This is a genomic window from Paenibacillus zanthoxyli JH29, assembly GCF_000520715.1.
Classification (GTDB): domain Bacteria; phylum Bacillota; class Bacilli; order Paenibacillales; family Paenibacillaceae; genus Paenibacillus_AQ; species Paenibacillus_AQ zanthoxyli.
Genome location: NZ_ASSD01000007.1, coordinates 19943 through 40955, shown reverse-complemented (window position 1 = coordinate 40955; position 21013 = coordinate 19943). Strand labels below are relative to the sequence as shown.

Genomic DNA, 21013 nt, shown 5'->3' with positions numbered 1-21013 from the left:
GCGATTGGGGCCGCCTCGTTCATTATGACTAACGGGAGACAATAGCTTAAAGAAATACAAGAAGGTAAAGGTATGAGACTTTTTTATTAGATAAATTACCAAAAAAGATAATGAAGGTGAAAAAACGGAAATTAAATAATCGACAAAAAATAGATTTCTAGGTGAATTTTTCGGCGAAGTGGAAGATTGGGATAATCATTTGGCTGAAGCAATAAACATGGTTGAGGAATCTGAAGGCTATTTAATTAAAATACAATATGAAACTAAATATGTTCGGTTCGGTTGACCGGCGTTGCCATCTCGAATTATGTCCGGATCCGTTCTGATCACTTTACTTTCTTTCTCCTCGACCACCTCCTCATTAGGCTTTAAAGCTCTCTTTTCTATGCGCTCTCCGATCCGTTTCAACCACATCATTGAGTTCACCCATGTAATCAAGTGTATATTGAAGGTCCTGCTGTTTCATGTACTGGCGCTTGTTGGCGTTTGCATTCACATGTGTATAATCTGAAATCAACACCCGGCCGCCAATCATCCGGTGCTGCATGCCCTGTAATACAATTTAATCGAAGATATCCCAAAAATTGTTAGTATCTTTAAATCGAGTTCGGCGGTTCCAGCTGATGGTCGTGTGATCCTGGACTTTATCTGATAGTTCCAGTACCCAGAAACCAGCGGTAAGAAAGCTTGGTTAAAATCTCTCGCTCCAACTGTGGTTCGAACCGAATGCCGTACAAAACCGAGAAAGATCTTCTCGAACAACACAACAGGATCAATTGCTGGACGTCCGTTGTCTTCGCAATAGAGGGGTCGAACCTTTTCATCAATAAATGATAAATCGATTTAGCGATCCAAATTTTCCGAAGCAAATGATTTTGGGTAACCAATTATTCATTGGACACAAAATCGTAGGCCTGTTGTCCTTCTCGGTTTTACGCAGCATCGCAGAACACCTTCCCTTAATACAAAAAAAATATCTACCACTTGTTGAATTAATCAACATATTAATGGTTGCCGAGTCTTCTCGACAGCCTGAGAACCGCATAAGATTATGTTCCTTTTTCATGTAATTTATATGTAGATTTCTTGTACAAAAACGGTTCCTAAGAACCATAAAATGTGCATTGACTTTGATACAAACCTAATACACAAATGTGAGATTGTAGATTTATAAGATCATCTCTAATTATACTTGTTATGGTAAATTATAGATTTTAAATTAAGAAAATTTTATATAAATGGTATATAGTTCCAACGTTCTATTTTTTAATGGAAGTAAACGTGATAAGGTTATTACAGAGAATTCGAGTTAAAGTACGGCAAATCTACATAAGTGTATATATGATTTTCATCTGACTGGAGGGATCCAATGTCATTTGATATTGATTTTGCAGATAAAAAGACGGATATCGCAATTATAGGCATGTCCATACGATTGCCTGGTGTCGAAAACATAGAACAGTTCTGGAAGCATATTAAACAGGGTGATGAAGTGGTCGCAGATCTTGGCGCAGTGTCCAAAGAGGGGCCATGGCATCACTCCGATAATCCCAGACCCTTTATACGTGCAAACAATAATATCAAGGACATCGAGTACTTTGATGCTTCGTTTTTTAACATCAACCCCACAGAGGCTTCCTGGATGGATCCGCAGCACCGCCTGTTTCTGGAGCTGGCCTGGGAAGCGCTAGAAACCGCAGGATACGCCGCAGAAGATAGGAAACAGCTGATTGGGGTGTATGCGGGCGTATATGCAAATTATTACTCCATGTTTCATCTTCTCCCGCATTTGAGCGATGCACAGGCCGCCACCAATCTGCAAATGCAGATTGCCAGCGAGAAGGACCATGTAGCCACCATGACCGCCTATAAGCTGGATCTTACAGGTCCAGTGCTTAATGTTCAATCCGCATGTTCAAGCTCATTGGCGGCCGTACATTTGGCTTGTGAAAGTTTGTTGACATACTCTAGTGATGTAATGATATGCGGTGCAGCGACGCTCAGTATTCCGCAAATTGCCGGATATGAATATCAGGATAACGGCTTATTATCCTCGGATGGCCATCTTCGAGCTTTTGATGCCGAGGCAACAGGGACTTTGTATAGCGAAGGGGCTGGGTGTGTCGTGCTCAAGAGGTTTCGGGACGCCTGGGAGGACGGGGATACCATCTACGGGTTGATCAAAGGATCTGCTATGAACAATGATGGCTCCCAGAAGGCTGGATTTACTGCCCCTTCAGTAAAAGGCCAAATTGAAGTCATAGAAAGGGCTATGATGGTCTCCGGCGTGAAGCCGGAACAGATTGGCTATGTAGAAGCTCACGGAACGGGAACTCCTTTGGGAGATGCAATTGAGCTTGAAGCTTTGCATGAGGTATTCCTTAAAAGCACGTCAAAGACCGCTTTTTGTGCACTGGGATCGGCCAAGGCTAATTTCGGGCATACCGGCCCTGCCGCCGGAGTCATTGGCTTAATCAAGGCCGTTATGGCACTGAAGGAGCAGGTGCTTCCGCCAGCCATTAATGTTGAGATGCCCAGCATCCGTCTAGCCTCTGGAACCAGCCCATTTTATCTAAACCCAATTCCGCTTGAATGGGGCAGTGGAGGATTGCCCCGCTATGCCGGAGTAAGTTCATTTGGACTTGGTGGAACCAATGTACATGTCATTGTCGAAGAGCCGCCGCAAATAGACCCTTCGGTCTCTGAACGGGAGGCATGCCTCTTCGTTCTATCTGCCCAAACAGCGACCGCGCTTCACAACTATAAAGACCGGGTTCAAGCTTCGCTGGCAACTTTTCCTGAGAACCGCCTTGCAGATGCAGCTTATACGCTCCAGGTGGGACGTAAAGGGTTGGAGCAGCGCGGTTTTTATATCAGTATGATGAAATCGGGTGATGAAGGTATAATCCAGGAGCCTCAATTCCACACGGGGAAGGTTAGTGGTGTAATGAAGCCTTTAACCTTCTTCTTTGCGGATCAGCAGTTAGATTTGGAGGCTTCGTACATCGAATGGACCAAAACAGCGCCCCGTTTCCATGAAGATTGGACCCAACTGCTGATGAGGATGAAGCAAGCTGTCAAGTATGAACTCAGTTCCTTGGCGAAAAAGTCTCAGGCAGATGTGCTTGAAGCTTTACGCTCTTTTGCCTTCCAAATAGGTATGTCGCACATGTGGAAGCGGTGGGGGATTGTACCCTCTTATTACAAAGGAGAAGGGGCCGGCGTCTATGCTGCTGCAACAGCATCAGGCTGGATGGAGCTGGAGGATGCAGCGTATCTGTATATGTGTTTCCAGCTCTCGCGCCGTCAATTGAACCCTGTAGAACAACGTCTCTGGGCGGATAGTTATGAACGTCGACTCGAGCAAATGACTGTCGATCTGGACAGGCTGCCGGATTCATTAATATGGCCAGGGGATCCGGATTCTCGCAAGAAGACGAAGGGTCTGGCCGGATTCGAACTTCTATCATCCCTATTGCATGATCCGTCTCTATTTCATTCAGATCATAATCCACCTTCGGATCATGTGCAATTAACACTGGGTCCAAGGCCGTCTATCGCAAGCGGAGATATTCATATGACAGACCAAAATGTGACCGGAACCGAAAGCATAGACAGAAGCATCTGTTACTGCTTGGGCTGGCTCTGGATAGAGGGTTATCCCATCAACTGGTCGGCTTATTATGAAGGAGAGAAGAGACAGCGAATTGCTCTTCCTACGTACCCGTTCGAGAGAGTAAGGTACTGGGTAGAACCCGAGACTGATCAGCACTCTAATTCTGGGGCAAAAGCCGCTTCGGAGCTTGTTCCGGTTGTTCCCCTTAAGCTGTCTGCAGAACAGCTTGCCGGTTACAAGGGACCGCGCAGCGCTACAGAGCGAATCTTGGTTCATCTGTGGGAGAAGCACCTTGGAGTGACTCCCATAGGCACTGAGGATAATTTTTACGAGCTCGGAGGCAATTCGCTCCTTGCGGCGTCAATAAATGCAAATCTAGGTGATATCTTTAAAACGCATATAGGGCTTGAAGTTTTCCTGGAGCATCAATCCATCGCAGAATTGGCAGAAGCGCTAGAATCCCTTTTAACAGAGCCAATCCCTCTGAAAGGTAGCTGATGTTATGCTAATGGACAAGCTGGTTGTACATCGTTTGAGTCATCCTCAAAAGAGAATATGGTATACCGAACAGCTCTACCCGCAATCGAGTGTGAATCACATCGGAGGATGTGTACGTATATTGAGGCCTATTCATTTTAATGCTCTTGAGGCCTCTATACATTCCGTAATTCAGGCCAATGAGGGTCTACGGATTCAGCTGCAGCTCAGGCATGACGAGCCGGTGCAGTACGTTGCTCCTTATCAGGAAGAACCGCTGCCTTTTTATGACTTCTCGGAAATTTCGGATTCCCAAGCAGCTTATGAACGTTGGGTTACCGCCGAGGCACAGACTCCCTATAACCTCTATGATTCACCTCTTTATCATATAGCCATGTTTAGTTTGGGTGAGCGTGATAACGGCTTTTTGCTGCGGGCTCATCACCTTATTTGTGATGGTTGGTCCATGGATGTTCTTACCAAGCACATTCTGGAACGGTACCAGCTTCTTAGCTCTCAGGAAGCAAGCGATCCCATGCAGCCTTGTACCTCTTATCTGCAATATCTGGATATGGAGCAGGCGTATTTACAATCAGACCGATGTGAGAACAATCGCATATATTGGGAACAGAAATTCACCCAACTACCGGAACCTCTTTTTGAACAAACTCCCCGTGATCCTTCGGGTAACCGTCTAACCCGGTTATTGGACAAGGAAACTACAAGCAGGCTCAAGGATGCAGCGGATCAGCATCACGTATCTGTCCCGATATTCTTGAGTGCGGCTTATGGAATATTGCTATCCCGTTATTACCAGAAGGACGAAATTGTTCTCTCGATGCCTATTGCTAATCGCAATGCCATGACGAAAACGATAGTAGGCATGTTCACCGATAATCTGCCGTTAACGATTCGTATGCAAGAAGACAGGCCCCTGCATGACTTTCTGCGGGACCTAAAGCGGGAGTATATGCGTAATCTAGGCAACCACAAGTACCCATATAACCTGTTAGCAGGGCGACTTCAGCTTCGGAAGAAAGGCCGTCAGGCCTTAGCTCAAACTTCCTTGAATTACTACAACACCCATCTTAGAACAAGTATCCATGGCTCACCGATTCTTAACGAGGAATTCTACTCGGGTGAGCAGGCTTATCCGCTGCAATTGGTGATCAAGGATTGGTCGGACGATGGCACGCTCTTGTTCAGCTTGGATTATCAGACCAGCTTGATTGACGACTTTGAAGCCGAGTCTTTGCTCGACTCCATGATCTGCTTGCTAGCCGAGATGGCTTCAAGCCCGGATGCTAGGATTCATAGACTCTCCCTCCTGAATCAGCAGCAGTGGGAGAATACAGTCGAGCACTACAATTTGCAGGCTGCTCATAAATATGCAGAGGATCTTACCGTATTGGACTTGTTTGAGCGAGAAGCAAGTGTTCACCCGGAGCGAACAGCGCTCAGCTGGGAGCAAGAGGAGATGACATATGGCCAGCTATGGAGACAGGTTCATCATTTAGCTGCAGTGCTCGCGGCCAAGCCGGGCATTCAATCGGGACCGATAGCGATTCGGATGAGGCACAGTCCTGAACTGGTTGTTGCCATTATGGCTGTAATCAAGACAGGAACAGCATTTATGCCGATTGCTCTTGAAATCCCCAGATCCAGGGTTGAATTTATGCTCCGAGATTCGGGAGCCGTTTATCTGCTATCGGATGAAGAAACCGAGGAATGGACTGTACCTGTACTAACCGTTCCAGGACTGCTTGCTCAGAATGAAGCAGTGGAAGAAAAGCAGTTGTCTGCTTTCTCCGAAAGCACAGTAAGCAAAGCGAATACCCCTGCCTACATTATTTATACGTCAGGATCCACAGGAGAACCCAAAGGAGTTCAAGTCCTGCATTCTAGTCTGGCCAACTACATCACCTGGGCATCCTCCGTCTATTTAAAATCTGATCGTGATATCTTTGCATTTTACTCGTCACTTTCCTTTGATTTAACGCTTACTTCCCTGTTTGTTCCCTTAACAAGCGGGATTCAGCTTAGAATTTACCCCCCAAATCAGCATGAATTCACACTGAGCCGTATTCTTCAAGACAATAAAGCAACCATCATTAAATTAACGCCTTCGCATCTCGCGTTATTTCCGAATCGTCGTAATCCAAATGCAGTTGTGCATACCCTGATCGTTGGCGGAGAAAGCCTTAAGACACATCTTGCCTCCCAAATCCAAGCAATGTTCGGCTCATCGCTGTCCATCTATAACGAATATGGTCCCACAGAAGCAACGGTTGGATGCATGATCCACCGGTTTAACCCCTTGACCGACAAGGAATCTGCGGTTCCTATCGGGATTCCGGCTGCAAATGCGAGATTGTACATTCTTGACAAACATATGCAGATGCTTCCTCCAGGAGCTGTAGGCGAACTCTTCATTTCAGGGCCGGGCGTAGCGGAAGGGTACCTCCATCGGCATCAGCTTACTGCAGAGCGTTTCCTTGCAGATCCCTATGTAGAAGGGAACAGAATGTATCGTACCGGCGATAGAGTGCGGATGGGTAAAGGCTATCTGCTGCAGTATATCGGCCGCATGGATGACCAGGTCAAGATCCGGGGATACCGGATTGAGCCGGAAGAGATTGAACAGGCCTTGCTTCGTCTGGAAGGCATTCGGGAAGCTGTTGTCTTCATAACGGGTGAGGACCAGTCAGCCGAGCTGCTTGCATGCGTGGATGGTGACGAACCGGACTCTGCCTGGATCCGGCAGCAGCTGCTGGGCAGCCTGCCTTCTTATATGATCCCTGACCGGATTCACAGTGTTCCGGCAATCCCCTTAACGCTGAACGGCAAGGCTGACAAACAGCAGCTTACCGAGATGATGAACAAGGGGCACAGCCCAAGCGTTCAACAAGAGCCATTAACGTATTCAGGTAATCTTCTGGCTGCGATGAGAACTGTCCTCGAGACCGACAACATTGAGATCGAAGACCAGTTCTTTGAGAGGGGAGGCGATTCTATCAAAGCCATTCAGGTCTCCAGCTTGTTAAAAAGCCAGGGATTCGATCTGAGTGCGGCAGTGATATTGGACTATCCGCTTCTCAAAGATATGCTTCTTCATCTTAAGCAGGAATTCCATGAGGAGGAACAAGGACCCGCAGTAGGAGAGCTTCTTCCTACACCTATTCAATCTTGGTTCTTAAAGCAGCAGTTCCAGAACGCGGATTACTACCAGCAATCCATCATGCTGGAATTGGCCGATGATATTGCTGAAGCTGACCTTGTTGAAGGCATAAGGTCATTGATCCGGCACCATGACGCGTTTCGTCTGTACTATGATGACGTTCGGAAAAAGATGTTCTACAGCGACAATTTACATTTGGGAGAGGAACTTCCAGAGATCATCCATATCAATGCCCACTCGGAGGAACAGCAAGAAATTGAGCTTGAGCAAAAAATGACTGCTTTCAAAAGAAAAATCCGCTTTACATCAGCGGACAAGCCTTGCCTGCAGGCGTTGCTAATCACTGTCCCAGGACGTAAACGGCGGCTGCTGTTAGCAGCCCATCATCTGTGCATCGATGGAGTATCTTGGAGGATTCTCTTAGAGGACCTAAAGCGAGTACTATCCAAGCAGCCGCTGCCTCCCAAGACAGCTTCTTTCCAGCGGTGGTCGAGTGCACTTTGGGAGCGCTCGCAGCCTATATTCCAGTCCGAGCTAGACTATTGGAAGCGGCAAAGTGAAGCAAATAAGAGAATCAAAGAAGCAGAGGAACGGCCAATGCCTCTCAGAAGCGATTGCTTCAAACGCAAGATTATTTTTTCCGCAGATGAAACCCAGGCAATCCTGCAGGGGAATTGTGGCATGACTACCGCTGAACACATGCAGACAGAGCTGGCATTAGCGTGGCAGGGGGAGTTCCCATCGGAGGAGCTAACGATCTGGACTGAAGGACATGGCCGGGAAGCGCTGTTCGCCGACCTGAATCTATCGCGCACCATAGGATGGTTTACCAGTCTATATCCTGTCAAATTGAAATTTGATACAGAGCTGGAAGAGAGGGGGAGAAGACTTGGACTGCAGCGTCAATTGAAGCAGGTTCCTCATAGAGGCGTGGGATATGGCGTGCTGGCATATTCCCTTCAGCAGCTAACTCCTGCATCACCAGGCATTGTGTTTAACTATCTTGGAGAATTTTCAATTCAGGATGAGGAGAAGTTCCGAGTTCTGTATGAGGCCTCCGGTCCGGATGTGGCACCCGAGAACCATTTCCCGTACCTGCTGGAGCTGAATGCGGTAGTGATGAAGCGACAACTGCAAATTGAATTCATGGTCTCCCCGGAGGCTATGGAATTAGAACAAATGGAGCGTCTGATTCAGGGCTACAGGTCAAAAATGATGAAGCTGATCCAAGAGCCAGCAGCTGGGGCAGAGGAAGAACTTATTCTCACGCCGGATGACTTTGATGCGGTTGACCTGACACAGCAGGAGCTCGATGCCATATTCAAATAAAGGGGGAACGGAATGCGACTGCGGCGTTTATTCATACCGCTTCTGATACTAGGATGCGCCATCATTCCTAACGCGCAATCAGCAGAGGCAAAGATGCCTGATCCGCAAGCTTTTGATCAATATGTGGCTGATATGGTGAATAAGGATAACCTTCCCGGCGTCTCCATCGCCATAGTCAATGGAAATGAAACCTATACACAAGGATACGGGCTTGCCAATCAGGCTGCTAAGCGGAAGGTTAGCCCCGATACCCTATTTGAACTGGGGTCGAACAGCAAAGCTTACACAGCACTGGGGATCCTGCTGCTCGCTGAGCAGGGGAAGGTCGATCTTAAAGCACCGGTATCCCGTTATCTGCCTCAGACCGAGTGGAAGTTTGACCAGGCGCAGGTTGACCCTGCGGTTAAGGACTTCCTGCATCAGACCAGCGGAATGGGCAGCAATTCTATAGCGCTGATTAAGCCTTCCAAGGATGAGCAGGCACTTCAAGATACGGTGCGTAATTTGGCTAGTCAGCCTTTATGGTACAAGCCCGGACAGCAGTTCCTATACTCGACAGGCAATTATGATGTGCTTGGCGCAATTATTGAACAAGTCAGCGGCCAGTCTTATGAGTCGTTTATGGCCACCGAGGTGATGAAGCCATTAGGCTTAACGAGCACTTATGCCGGAACTGCTGTCTTGCCGTCAGATGCCCAATTGTCAAGCGGGTACAAGCTGGGGTTGATCGGGAACCGCAGTTATGAAGCTCCAACTTATCGGGGAAATATGCCGGCAGGCTATATTGTATCCAATGCCAAGGACATGGCCAGGTGGCTGCAAATCCAGCTTGAACAGGATGATACCCTCCCGGAATCGCTACACCGAGCGGTTAACGCATCTCATATTCCGGATGACCGGGTGGCTGCAACCTTGACGGAGCCTTATGATTCTCCGTTCAGATATGGAGGAGGCTGGCTAGTATTTGATCGAGGAGAGCAGCCTTATCTGTCCCATGGCGGCAATAATCCCAATTTCTCCTCCTACGTGCTTGTTGATTTGGAGAAAAAGATAGGAGTCGCCGTTATGGGGAACCGCAATTCAACTTACACCTATGCCATTGCCTCCGGGTTGTACGATATACTGCTGGGCAAGCAGCCCGCGGCGGCGCCCCCAGACACGACAAGTACTGCCAACCTAGCAGCGACCATACTTCTTGTTCTATCCATACTTCTAAGCCTGTGGCTGCTTTATAGACTAGTATTACTCATACTGGCGATGCAGCGCGGAAGGCGCGTATTTACCGGATTCACAGCAGCACTTTATATAAAAACAGCATTATGGATATTATTTGCCGCTCTGATGATAGGCGTCGCATGGTATATTCCAAAGCTGCTGTTTTGGGGATACCCTTGGCCCTTTATTATCGTGTGGGCTCCTTTTACCGTTGCACCTGCAATGATCTCGCTAGGTATAACTGCAATCTTGTTTGCAGGCTTGCGAATTACAGCAGCCTTGTTCCCGAGAAGAGCTGAGGAACAGCCAATCAGTCTGGCGGTATGACAATATATCTTGTTAAGGAGATGAACCAATGCGGATCGGTAATATCCCGAGTATTCAGGAATTCAAGCAGCAGTTGATTCAGTGTGAAGAGCGGGGGCTGATTACGGAGTGGGAGCTTCCCTACGAACAGCTGTTAACCCGGCTACAGGCGGCTATCTTTTTCTTCAATATGGACTCGGATCATGCTCCGGATGAATTATATTCTGTGTTTGCCGATTATCCTGATCTTGTGATTCAGCCTAACCAGGGCAGCCTGTCCCAAATGGGTTATCAGATTTCATTTCAATAGCTTGCATGAAGGAGGGTAGGTATGAAGATCAGACTCTTTACAATCCCTTATTCGGGCAGTACGGCATCTGTCTATTTAAGTTGGAACCGTCTGTTGTCCGAGAAGATTGAGCTCGTTCCCCTGGAATTACCGGGCAGAGGGAAGAGGTTTGGGAGCAAATTATGTGGCAGTATGTCGGAGTTAATTGAAGATTTATACAGCTGTATACAGAGCCAAATCGATGAACAGCCTTACGCCATTTATGGACACAGTTTAGGTGGCCTAGTGGCATATGAACTAAGCGTCAAATTAATGGAGTGCGGCTATCAACTGCCCGTGCATTTGTTCTTGTCCGGGTGTAATCCTCCACATCTTCGCTATGGCGAAGAGAATCTTCATATGCTTCCTGATGAGCTGTTTCTGAAGGAGATTGTCAAGCTGGGCGGCACCGCCCAAGAATTGCAGGTCAATCCGGAGATGATGAGAATCTTTGTACCCATTATCAAGTCGGATTACAGGATCTATGAATTGTACGCCGGAAAAGAAAAAGTGGTTCAGCTGCCTGTTGATTTCTCCGTCCTGGCTGGCAGAAGTGATCCACTGATGCCGCTAGAGAACGGACAGGCATGGGAGCAATATACCCGGGGTTCTTTCCGATTGATCCAAATGCAAGGCGGACACTTTTTTATACATGATCAGCTGGATAAAGTCATTGATGCTGTGGAGAGTGCACTTCTTGTCCATAAGTGAGGAGGCCTTCGAATGAAAATTGAGAAAACCAATGTTCAGGATATATGGCCGCTGCGTCCTGTGCAGGAAGGAATGCTGTACCACTATTTGAAGGGAACTCAGGAAGGCAAGTACGTGGAATCCCTTATGCTGGGCCTTGAAGGGCGCATAGAGGACACTTGGTTCGTTCAAGCCTGGGAGCATGTATTTCAAGCGAATGAGGCCTTAAGGTCGGTGTTCAGGTGGGAGCAGCTCAGAAACCCCGTTCAGATCATCTTAAAACACAGTAAGCCCCGGATTGAGATTCATGATTGTTCGGAAGAGACCTGTACGTCATCGAGCCGTCAAAAGATCCGTGATCGTGAGCGTTCCACAGTATTCAATCTGGCTGAGGAAGCGGTGAAAATCTCCTTATACAAATACAGCGGCGAGTGTTACATGTTCCTGACCTTCCATCACATTCTGCTCGACGGATGGAGCCTGGGCGTGATCTTGGAAGAATGGCTTAGCGTGTACCGTGCCCTTTCAGAGAATAAACCCGCCGTCCAGCGCGGCAAAGCTTCCCTAAAGTCGATTTTGACAGCGATTCAGAAGAACCGGGATCTTGAGTCCGAGGCCCAGTTCTGGGCAGATCACTTGTCCGAATATGAGATCAAACAGCCGGTACAGCCATTCTACAAGCCTACCTGTTACGAATTTAAGAAAGTCTCTAAACGTATCGCCCCGGACACACTAGCTAGTTTGCAGGAGTTCTGCAGGGAATTAGGTATGTCTATAGCCACTTTCATCTATGGTACCTGGGCTCTGCTGATCGGACGCTTTACTTATAGCGATGATGTGGTATTCGGAACGACGGTCTCTGGCAGGGGATTGAGCTTAAGCGGGATCGATACAGCTGCCGGAATGCTCATTAATACGGTGCCGCTACGAATTCGAAGCAGCGGAGAAGAGCGTGCCGAAGACTATTTTAGGAGAGTACATAGGCTGCTAGCCGAGCGGCGGGACTATGAGCATTCCGGTCTTCCTTCGATTCGTCAGGCTGCCGGGTTGCAGGGTCCGGAGGAGCTTTTTGACACATTTGTGGTCATTGAGAATTATCCGCTCGATAAAAAGCTGTTACAACAGCCCGAAGAACCATCTAGTGCAGACACTACACTATATTTCAGATCCTACCAGATGGATGAGCACACGCATTATCCGCTTACGCTCCTGGTCAAAACGGTTGAAGGGCTTGAGTTCGAATTCGTATACGATGCTGGTAAATATGAGTATTTTGTGGTTCAGCAGATGGGGGGGTGTCTGATACAGCTGCTTCAAGACCTGGCAGACCGTCCTTCGGACAGATTGGCAGATGTTGCGCTCGTTCAGCCCAAGCACCCTCTTCTGAATGGACTGCTTGCGCCTTATCCTGCAGAGCTTGACCTTGAAGGCCTGAGCATTCCCCAGCTCTTCGCGGAAGCTGTCAGGCAGTATCCTGACCACACGGCTATCCTCTTTGAGAACGATAGGATTACCTATAGGGAACTAGATCTAATATCAGATGCCATTGCAGCAGAACTAAAGCGGAAGGGGGCAGGGCCCGAGCAGTGTGTAGGTATCCAGTCTTTCCGCCGACCGGCTACGATTGCCGGATTACTCGGCATTCTTAAATCCGGAGCTGCTTATGTGCCTATTCATCCGGAATATCCGCCTGAGCGGGTGAAGTACATGATAGAAGATACAGCGATGAGCCTTCTGCTGGCCGAACCGGATTTTACAGCAAGATATGCGGAGCTTACTGGGGTCCACGGCATTGATGTGCAGCGAGTCTATTCTGAAGTGAAGGCGGGAGCGCATTCGGAACAGCATTCTCTAACGCCTGTCCGGACAAAGGGCAATAACCTGGCTTGCATTGTCTATACCTCAGGGTCAACCGGTCAGCCCAAAGGAGTCATGGTAAAGCATAAGGGGATTGTCCGGCTGGTCAAAAATACCGGGTTTGTAGATTTTCGCTCCAGCGATGTCATTCTTCCGACATGCCCTTTTGAATTCGATGTGTCTAATTTCGAGATTTGGGGTGCGCTGCTGGCCGGTGCCGGACTCTCCCTGCTGCCGCAGGAGAAGCTGCTCATGCCGCAAGTGCTCAAGCAGGCTCTCTTGGAAAATGGCGTATCGCTAATGTGGATGACAACACCGCTGTTTAATCAGCTGGCAGGGGTAGATGCGTCTATATTCGGCTCCCTTCGTTACCTCATCGTTGGCGGAGATACTTTATCAACTCCTCATATCAATAAGGTAAGGAGGGCTTGTCCGGAGCTCACCTTGGTTAACGGCTACGGCCCTTCAGAGAACTCTGTACTGTCCACAGCACTTCATATTACCAAAAGCTACGAAACACGGATTCCGATCGGTCAGCCGATTACACGGTCAACCGCTTATATTGTGGATCGCCATCATCATCTACTGCCTGCAGGGGCCGTTGGTGAACTCTGTGTAGGCCTGGAAGGAGTGGCTCGCGGATATTTGAACAGGCCGGAGCTGACGAAGGAGAAGTTCGTTCCCGATCCGATCTATCAAGGCTATGTGATGTACAAGACGGGAGACTTGGCTAGATGGCTGCCGGACGGAAATATCGACTTTTTCGGCAGAACGGATGATCAGGTCAAAGTGAGAGGCTATCGTATCGAGCTGCAGGAAGTAGAAACGGCGATGAGCCGCTTATCTGACATCGATGCATGTGTGGTCCAGGTTCCCCAAACCATGCAAGGTGAGAAAGAGCTGACGGCTTACTACGTGTCTAAGAAGAATCTGGCCATCGCACAGATTAGGGAGCAGCTGTCCCGGCATCTTCCGTTCTATGCGGTACCCACGAAGTATATTCAGCTGGATACCCTGCCGCTGACCTTAAACGGGAAAATCGATAAGAAGGCACTGCTTCACCTAAGGAAGACTGTAGATGAACCCGTAAAGCAAACGGCGCTTCCTACCGCTTTTATGGAGCAGACGGTGCTTCAGATCTGGAAAGAAGCGCTTGGGTTAGAGCAGATTGGTCTTGATGATGCCTTCTTCGATATCGGGGGCAATTCCCTATTGACGATTCGGATCAGCGACAGAATTCGTCAAGCCACCGGAACTGAAATGTTGGTAACTGATTTATTTCAGTACCCTACGGTTCGGCAATTATCAGCATATCTGTCCAAACGTCAATCCCAGCACCACAAGGATACTTCATTAGGAGGGGACACGCAGGAAGAGGCTGGACATAACGGGGATATTGCGGTGATCGGCATGGCAGGCCGGTTTCCTGGATCGAACAATATTGAAATGTTCTGGCGCCAATTGCAGCAAGGCAAAGTAGGGATCTCGTTCTTCACCGAGGAGGAGCTGCGGGAGTCGGGGATTTCGGAAGAACTTCTCAATCGGTCCGATTACGTGAAGGCAAAAGGAATGCTTGAGGGCATTGAGTACTTTGATGCAGATTTGTTCGGTTACAGCGGGCAAGAGGCTGAACTCATGGACCCACAGCTCCGGCTGCTTCATGAATGCGTCTGGTCTGCTCTGGAGGATGCCGGATATGATGCGGAACGCTACAAGGATGCAATCGGGTTATTTGTAGGAGGAACCGTCAACTTAGGCTGGGTGAATCACTTATTTCATGCATTGGAAGATGACACGGACCGCTGGAAAGCGTCGCATTTGAATGTACACTCGCTGAGTATGCCGATCTCCTACAAATTAAATCTTAGAGGCCCTTCCCTCACCGTGGAAACCGCCTGTTCTTCTTCGCTGGTTGCGGTTCATCTGGCCTGCCAGTCGCTGCTTCGTCAGGAATCTAAGATTGCTCTGGCTGGCGGAGTATCGGTTACGGTACCGAAGAAATCGGGATATCTGTATCAGGAAGGGATGATTAAATCTCCTGACGGGTATTGCAGAGCTTTTGATGCCGCGGCACAAGGAACGGTTAGCGGAGACGGATTGGGGATGGTCGTACTTAAATCGCTGGAGGATGCGCTCCGTGATGGGGATCATATTTACGCCGTGATCAAGGGGGCAGCGATTAATAATGACGGAACGCGTAAGGCAGGGTTTACCGCACCTAGCATCACAGGGCAGAGGGAGGTTATCGCATCTGCGCTTGAGGCGGCAGCAGTTCAGGCCGATTCAATTCGATATATTGAAGCCCACGGGACTGGAACACCGCTGGGAGATCCTATTGAAATCAAGGCGCTGTCCGAGTTCTTTCCGGCAGAACATGAACACCGCACGGCCATTGGCTCGGTGAAAACCAATGTGGGGCATTTGGATGCGGCGGCCGGTATTGCCGGATTCATCAAGACCGTTCTGTCACTTTATTACAAGCAGCTTCCGCCAAGCTTGCATTTTCACGAGCCAAATCCTGGCATCGGGTTTGACGAGACCAGTCTGTATGTTAACGGGGAGCTGTGTGACTGGGCACCGTCTGAGGCTTATCCGCGCCGAGCAGGCGTCAGCTCCTTTGGCATCGGGGGGACCAACGCACACGTGATCCTAGAGGAGGCTCCTTTCATTTCCGAGAAACAGGCGAAGGACGAAGGTCGATATCCGGCTGGAGGCTCTTCAGGAGAGATCTTTGTCTTCTCGGCCCATACGGAGGACGCCCTGCGCCAGAAGTGCAAAGAGATGCTGGATAACTTGGAGCGTGCTGTTAACCTGGAGCTCCATGATGTTGCTTATACGCTCGCTGTCGGTAGAAAGCTGCTTGAATGGCGTTTTGCCCTGGTAGCTTCAACCCGTCAGGAATTATGCGAAGGACTGCGGGCTTTCCTTAGTGGTGAATTATCGGCTGTAAATACCGCTTCGGATTATCAAGTCGTGTTCTTATTTCCGGGACAAGGCTCTCAGTATGCGGAGATGGCAAAGCATCTCTATGAATCGGAGCCGCTGTTCCGGGAAGAGATGGACCGCTGCCTAAAGATCGCCCGTTCAGCAGTAAACTTCTATCCATACGAGGTATGGATGCATGGTGTGAATTCAGGTCAGCACGGCAGAGATAACCCCGGTCCTTCAGCTGCATCTTATGCACTCAGTCCGATCGACCAGACTGAGGCTGCACAGCCGTTACTGTTCATGATCGAATATTCACTGGCACGGCTGCTTCAGCGATGGGGAATACAGCCCGCAGGCATGATTGGCCACAGTCTAGGAGAATATACGGCCGCTTGCATCTCCGGTGTTATAACGCCCGAAGAAGCAATTAAACTTGTCGCCCGTCGTTCTGCGCTCATGCAGCAGATGCTGCCTGGAGAAATGCTTAGTGTGAATCTTGCCTTAGACCGGCTGCCCGACTTATTACGAGATTGGCCTGATCTATCTGTTGCGGCAAGCAACAGTCCGGAGCTCTCGGTCATTTCAGGACCGGCAGCCTGCATAAGCGAAATCACACAGGAATTGCAGCATATGGGCATTGAACCTATCCGTCTGCAAGTGTCCCATGCCTTTCATTCCTCCATGATGGAGCCTATGCTGGACATTTTCGGGGAGTTTGCCGGAGAGATAACTTGGTCTGCACCCCAGATTCCTTATATCTCCAACCTGACAGGCGATTGGATAACCTCCGAGCAGGCTTCGGATCCGGATTACTACGTGTCCCATGTACGCGGGACTGTACGCTTTAGGGAAGGACTGGAGGCGCTGTCCACGAAGTTAATAAGTCCGCTGTTCCTGGAAGTTGGGCCTGGAAGAACGCTGAGTCAGCTTGTGCGCCAGAATGGGAACATCCCCGCGAAATTCCCTGTCATTGATTTAATTCCGCGTATGCGCGAGAAGATGACGGGAGCACGCAAATGGCTGGAGGGACTGGCATCCTTATGGATGTACGGGGCCGGATTGGACTGGGATGCATTCTATGAGCACCGGCCCGGCAAACGTATCTCCCTTCCGTCCTATCCGTTTGAGAGACGGTATTATTGGAAGTATCAGCTTGAAGCCCAGCAAATGCAAATCACCCGTGTATCCGGCGGTCTGCAAGCTCAGCGTCAAGTTGAGGATTGGATTTATGTTCCTAAGTGGAGGGAGACCGAAGCTTTCACCCCAGGAGAGCGCAAGTTGGCATCTTTAGACAAACAGACCGTATTGCTGTTTTGTGACCGGGGCCCTTTAGCAGACAGACTGGCAGGCCTTCTGGAACAGCAGGGAAGCTGCTGTATTCGGGTCTACCCGCATCCTACTTTTAACAGGGTATCCGACAGAATGTACATGCTTGATCACGGCAATGCGTCTGATTACAAGCAATTATATGAATATTTGAATGAAAGCGGAGATCCGCTGCCAAGCCGGATTATTCATTTATGGGCCATGGCGGAACAAGATGCATCCCTACTAGCAGCAGACAGCTATAAAGATAGCTTGAACCGCAGCTTGTACAGCTTGGTCTATCTTGTCAAAGAGGCAGGGAAAGCCTCGAACGCTGAGCCGGTTTATCTTACTTTTGGTACCCGCGAGATGGAATGCGTGCAGCCGACAGATCGGGTAAACCCGATAAGATCCCTGCTCACAGGAGCAGCAAGCGTAATTCCATTAGAGTATCCGCATTTGCAAGTGACTTCAATCGACGCCGATGCGGAGTCGCTTGAAGAGACCCTTGAGTTCCTGCTAGATTGGCCAGGTGAAGTTGCGGGAGAATCGGAAAGCGGCGAACCGCTGCTTACACGCTACGCAATGCGCAATCAGAGGTGCTACATCCGCGAGTTTGTGCAGGAGGACCATTCTCGCTCCTTCCGCACCTTCCCGGCGCTTGAGCAGGGTGGCAGTTACCTTATTACAGGAGGACTAAGCGGGATTGGACGGGTGCTTGCCCAGTTTCTGGTCGAGAAGTATCAAGCCAAGCTAACCCTAATCGGGCGCTCACCACGGGAGATGGAGGAGCACACCGAGCGGATGAGGGCTCATGGCGGTCAGGTGCATATCGAGATCGCGGATGTAACCGACCATGCCGCGATGGAGCATATCGTAGCAGAGGTCATATCGCGTTACGGGAAGCTGGATGGTGTGTTCCATGCGGCAGGCATCGCCGATGTAGGCGGAATGCTGCACCAGGTAACCAGGGAACATATCGAGTCTGTGTTAGCTCCGAAGGTGGAAGGCACCTTATCCATTTATCATGCGCTGAACAAGCTCGCGAGTACCCCTTCCTTTCTGGTCCTGTTCTCATCCATCAGCAGTACCTTGGGGGCGTGTGGCCAGGCCAGCTATGCTGCAGCCAATGCTTTCCTGGATGGCTTTGCTGAAGCGTCCCGCCAGGAGCGTATACGGGTAGTGAGCATGGATTGGGATGCTTGGAATGAGACAGGGATGGCTGTAGATGCATTAAGCCGTTACAAAGGGATAGACCAGTCTGAGAAATCCTTGGTAATGAAGCCGTTATCCCTGTCTCATCCATGGCTTTCCGGATGCAGCACTACCCGGTGGGGTGGCGATTTGCCGGAGGCTGGTTCGTGGAGAGACGCACAGGACATGACAACTTATATTGCAAAACTGTCCGCCGACCAGCACTGGGTTTTGGATGAGCATCGTTTGCTGGGCACATCCGTCCTGCCCGGCACGGCAGTTCTCGAACTGGTTCGGGCATCATTCGCAGATTTGACGGGCCTGACACCTATGGAGATTCAGGAGCTCATCTTTGTCAAGCCGATCATTGTGGAGCAGCAAGCGGAGATTAGAATCGTATGGTTCTCCTCAGAAAATGAAACATGGCTGTTCTCCGTGCTGTTGAGAGGGGAAGCGGGCACCTGGAATGAGTACGCGAAAGGGGCTGCTTCACTTCTGCTGATAGCTGGCAGCATGCCTCTGGAAGCGGACAGCTTTAGACAGCTCCTTGGAAGTCTGCAGACTATACAGGATGTTTCCGGGCAAAGCGAGGAGAGTGTATCCTTTGGCCTTCAATATGGCCGGCACTGGAACGCAGTCCGCCGGGTTTACTTGGAAGACGCAGAGGGGATAGCCGAGCTTTACATGGATGAGGAATGCTGCTCAGATGCCGAGGATTTCTATATTCATCCTGCATTAATGGATCGGGCCACCAGCTTTATGGATACGGCAAGCACAAGAGGGGAGTCCTATCTGCCCTTTGCTTATAAAAATGTACGGATTTACAGCTCCCTGCCCCCGCTAACCTATAGCTGCGGCCGGATCAGCAGGAGCAATGAGGATATGCAGTCGTTCTGTTTGCAGTTATACAGCGGGCAGGGACAGTTACTGCTCGATGTTGGCGAGTTCATGATGAGCAGGGTGCATAACCCTGCTACAGACGCCATGCTGCCTCTGACTTCAGACTTCACCCTAACGCAGATCGGAAATAGCCGTCTTACGCTGTCAGAGCCGGGGCGCCTAGAGGAATTATGTTTTAGAACAGAGTTCAGGCGTAAGCCGGAGTATGGAGAAGTGGAGATCAAAGTGGCCGCTAACGGGCTGAATTTTAAAGAAGTCTTGTACGCGCTGGGAATGCTCTCACTCCCATCGTCCCATTCTTTCGGATTCGGACTAGAGTGTGCCGGTACGGTTACGCGTGTTGGGGATGGGGTGACAGGGCTCAAACCTGGGGACCGGGTCATGGCTATTGCCGGTGAGAGCTTGGGCCGATATGTATGTGCTCCTGCATCCTCGGCAGTTCCAATTCCGTCTGCACTTTCGTTTGCAGAAGCAGCGACCATTCCGATTTCGTTCATGACCGCCTACTATTCGCTTGTGGTTCGCGGACAGCTGTACGCCGGAGAGAAGGTTCTGATCCATGCAGCAACTGGGGGCGTTGGATTAGCCGCCGTTCAACTTGCAAAATGGGTCGGGGCCGAAATTCATGCCACAGCAGGAACAGAAGAGAAGAGGGATTATCTTCGTTCCCTTGGCATTCGTCATGTTTATTCTTCTCGCGATGTGACGTTCGCTGAGGAAATTCAATCCACTGTGGGGGCTGTCGATGTAGTCTTGAATTCCCTCACCGGAGAGGCGGCCGAGAAGAGCTTGTCGCTTCTGGGCCCGCACGGAAGATTTCTGGAGCTGGGCATCCGGGATATCACAGAGAATAAGGCTCTTGGCATGCAGGCATTCGCGAATGGGATATCGTTCTCGGCCATCAGTATTGATACCCAGCTGCCTAACTTCCGCAACATGTTCTGCAAGATCGCTAGTCTTGTAGAGGAGAGGGCGATTACTCCGCTGCCCATGACTCCGTACAGTTTTAAGGAGACGGCAGAGGCCTTCCGGTTTATGGCATCGGCCCGGCATATTGGAAAGATCGTAATCTGTCACGGCGAGTTGGATGGTAGTCCCGGCTTGCCGGAAGCTGAGCTATCGGGGGGGATTCGAAATGCCGAGGGCATGGCGGCTCTTGAACATATTTTGCGGGCTGCCCTATCTGAAGCTTCAGATGTTCCACTTCAATATCTTATATCTGTGTCTGATTTGTCCAAACGGCAAAGCCAGCTTCAGCCCGGAATGATCGAGGGTGTAGCCGTAAAGGAGAAGCCTTTGGGCACAAGACGGACGAAGAAAAGGCCGGTAATGAGTACGGAATTTACGGCTCCGGTCACGGAGATGGAGAAGCAGCTGGCCGAAATCTTCATGGATTTCCTAGGACTGGAGCAGTTGGGACTTCACGATAATTTCTTTGAAGCCGGGGCGACATCGCTTGATCTCATCCAGATTAACACTAGAATTAATCAGCTAACGGTCAAGGATCATTCTGTGGTCAAGCTGTACTCTTATCCGACGATTGATGAGCTGAACCAATATTTATTTGCTGAGAGAAGCGGCGACTCGAAAGGCAGCGTGGCATCCAGATCGGAAACAGAGAGCAAGGAAGATTTGAAGAGAAAGGCAGGCAGGCTAAAGACGCTGGAATCCATCAAAGGATTGAGGTGAT

The 21013-nt window shown here is 49.6% G+C and carries 7 protein-coding genes; 6 read left to right on the top strand and 1 reads right to left on the bottom strand.

Annotated elements, in window-relative coordinates:
- Positions 1 to 361: 361 nt before the first annotated feature.
- Positions 362 to 535, bottom strand: coding sequence for a hypothetical protein (locus L691_RS30385; protein ID WP_156934110.1), 174 nt, complete (start codon positions 533 to 535; stop codon positions 362 to 364).
- An 834-nt stretch (positions 536 to 1369) separates the two neighbouring features.
- Between L691_RS30385 and L691_RS27420 the strand changes: the two genes are divergently transcribed.
- The 6 genes from L691_RS27420 (at position 1370) to L691_RS0100315 (ending at position 21012) form a co-directional block, all read left to right on the top strand.
- Positions 1370 to 4114 carry a type I polyketide synthase gene (locus tag L691_RS27420; protein WP_025688039.1) on the top strand — a complete coding sequence of 915 codons (2745 nt, stop codon included), beginning with the start codon at positions 1370 to 1372 and terminating at the stop codon, positions 4112 to 4114.
- Between the two features lie 10 nt (positions 4115 to 4124).
- Positions 4125 to 8600 (top strand): non-ribosomal peptide synthetase, encoded by a 4476-nt coding sequence (locus L691_RS0100335; RefSeq protein WP_198022947.1) that lies wholly within the window; start codon positions 4125 to 4127, stop codon positions 8598 to 8600.
- Between the two features lie 93 nt (positions 8601 to 8693).
- A complete protein-coding gene (locus L691_RS0100330; RefSeq protein WP_198022946.1) occupies positions 8694 to 10142 on the top strand; it encodes a serine hydrolase domain-containing protein in 1449 nt (482 codons plus the stop codon).
- Between the two features lie 28 nt (positions 10143 to 10170).
- Positions 10171 to 10431, top strand: a complete 261-nt coding sequence (locus tag L691_RS0100325; RefSeq protein ID WP_025688035.1) for a hypothetical protein — start codon at positions 10171 to 10173, stop codon at positions 10429 to 10431.
- Positions 10432 to 10452: 21 nt separating this feature from the next.
- Positions 10453 to 11160 carry a thioesterase II family protein gene (locus tag L691_RS0100320; protein WP_025688033.1) on the top strand — a complete coding sequence of 236 codons (708 nt, stop codon included), beginning with the start codon at positions 10453 to 10455 and terminating at the stop codon, positions 11158 to 11160.
- A 12-nt stretch (positions 11161 to 11172) separates the two neighbouring features.
- On the top strand, positions 11173 to 21012 hold the full coding sequence (locus tag L691_RS0100315) for a hybrid non-ribosomal peptide synthetase/type I polyketide synthase (RefSeq protein ID WP_025688032.1): 9840 nt from the start codon (positions 11173 to 11175) through the stop codon (positions 21010 to 21012).
- Position 21013: the final 1 nt, after the last annotated feature.

Bases quoted from the DNA above. Each gene is read 5' to 3' on its own strand.
- L691_RS0100315 (WP_025688032.1), top strand. From the start codon at position 11,173: ATGAAAATTGAGAAAACCAATGTTCAGGATATATGGCCGCTGCGTCCT.
- L691_RS27420 (WP_025688039.1), top strand. From the start codon at position 1,370: ATGTCATTTGATATTGATTTTGCAGATAAAAAGACGGATATCGCAATT.
- L691_RS0100325 (WP_025688035.1), top strand. From the start codon at position 10,171: ATGCGGATCGGTAATATCCCGAGTATTCAGGAATTCAAGCAGCAGTTG.
- L691_RS30385 (WP_156934110.1), bottom strand. From the start codon at position 535: ATGATTGGCGGCCGGGTGTTGATTTCAGATTATACACATGTGAATGCA.
- L691_RS0100320 (WP_025688033.1), top strand. From the start codon at position 10,453: ATGAAGATCAGACTCTTTACAATCCCTTATTCGGGCAGTACGGCATCT.
- L691_RS0100335 (WP_198022947.1), top strand. From the start codon at position 4,125: ATGGACAAGCTGGTTGTACATCGTTTGAGTCATCCTCAAAAGAGAATA.
- L691_RS0100330 (WP_198022946.1), top strand. From the start codon at position 8,694: ATGCCTGATCCGCAAGCTTTTGATCAATATGTGGCTGATATGGTGAAT.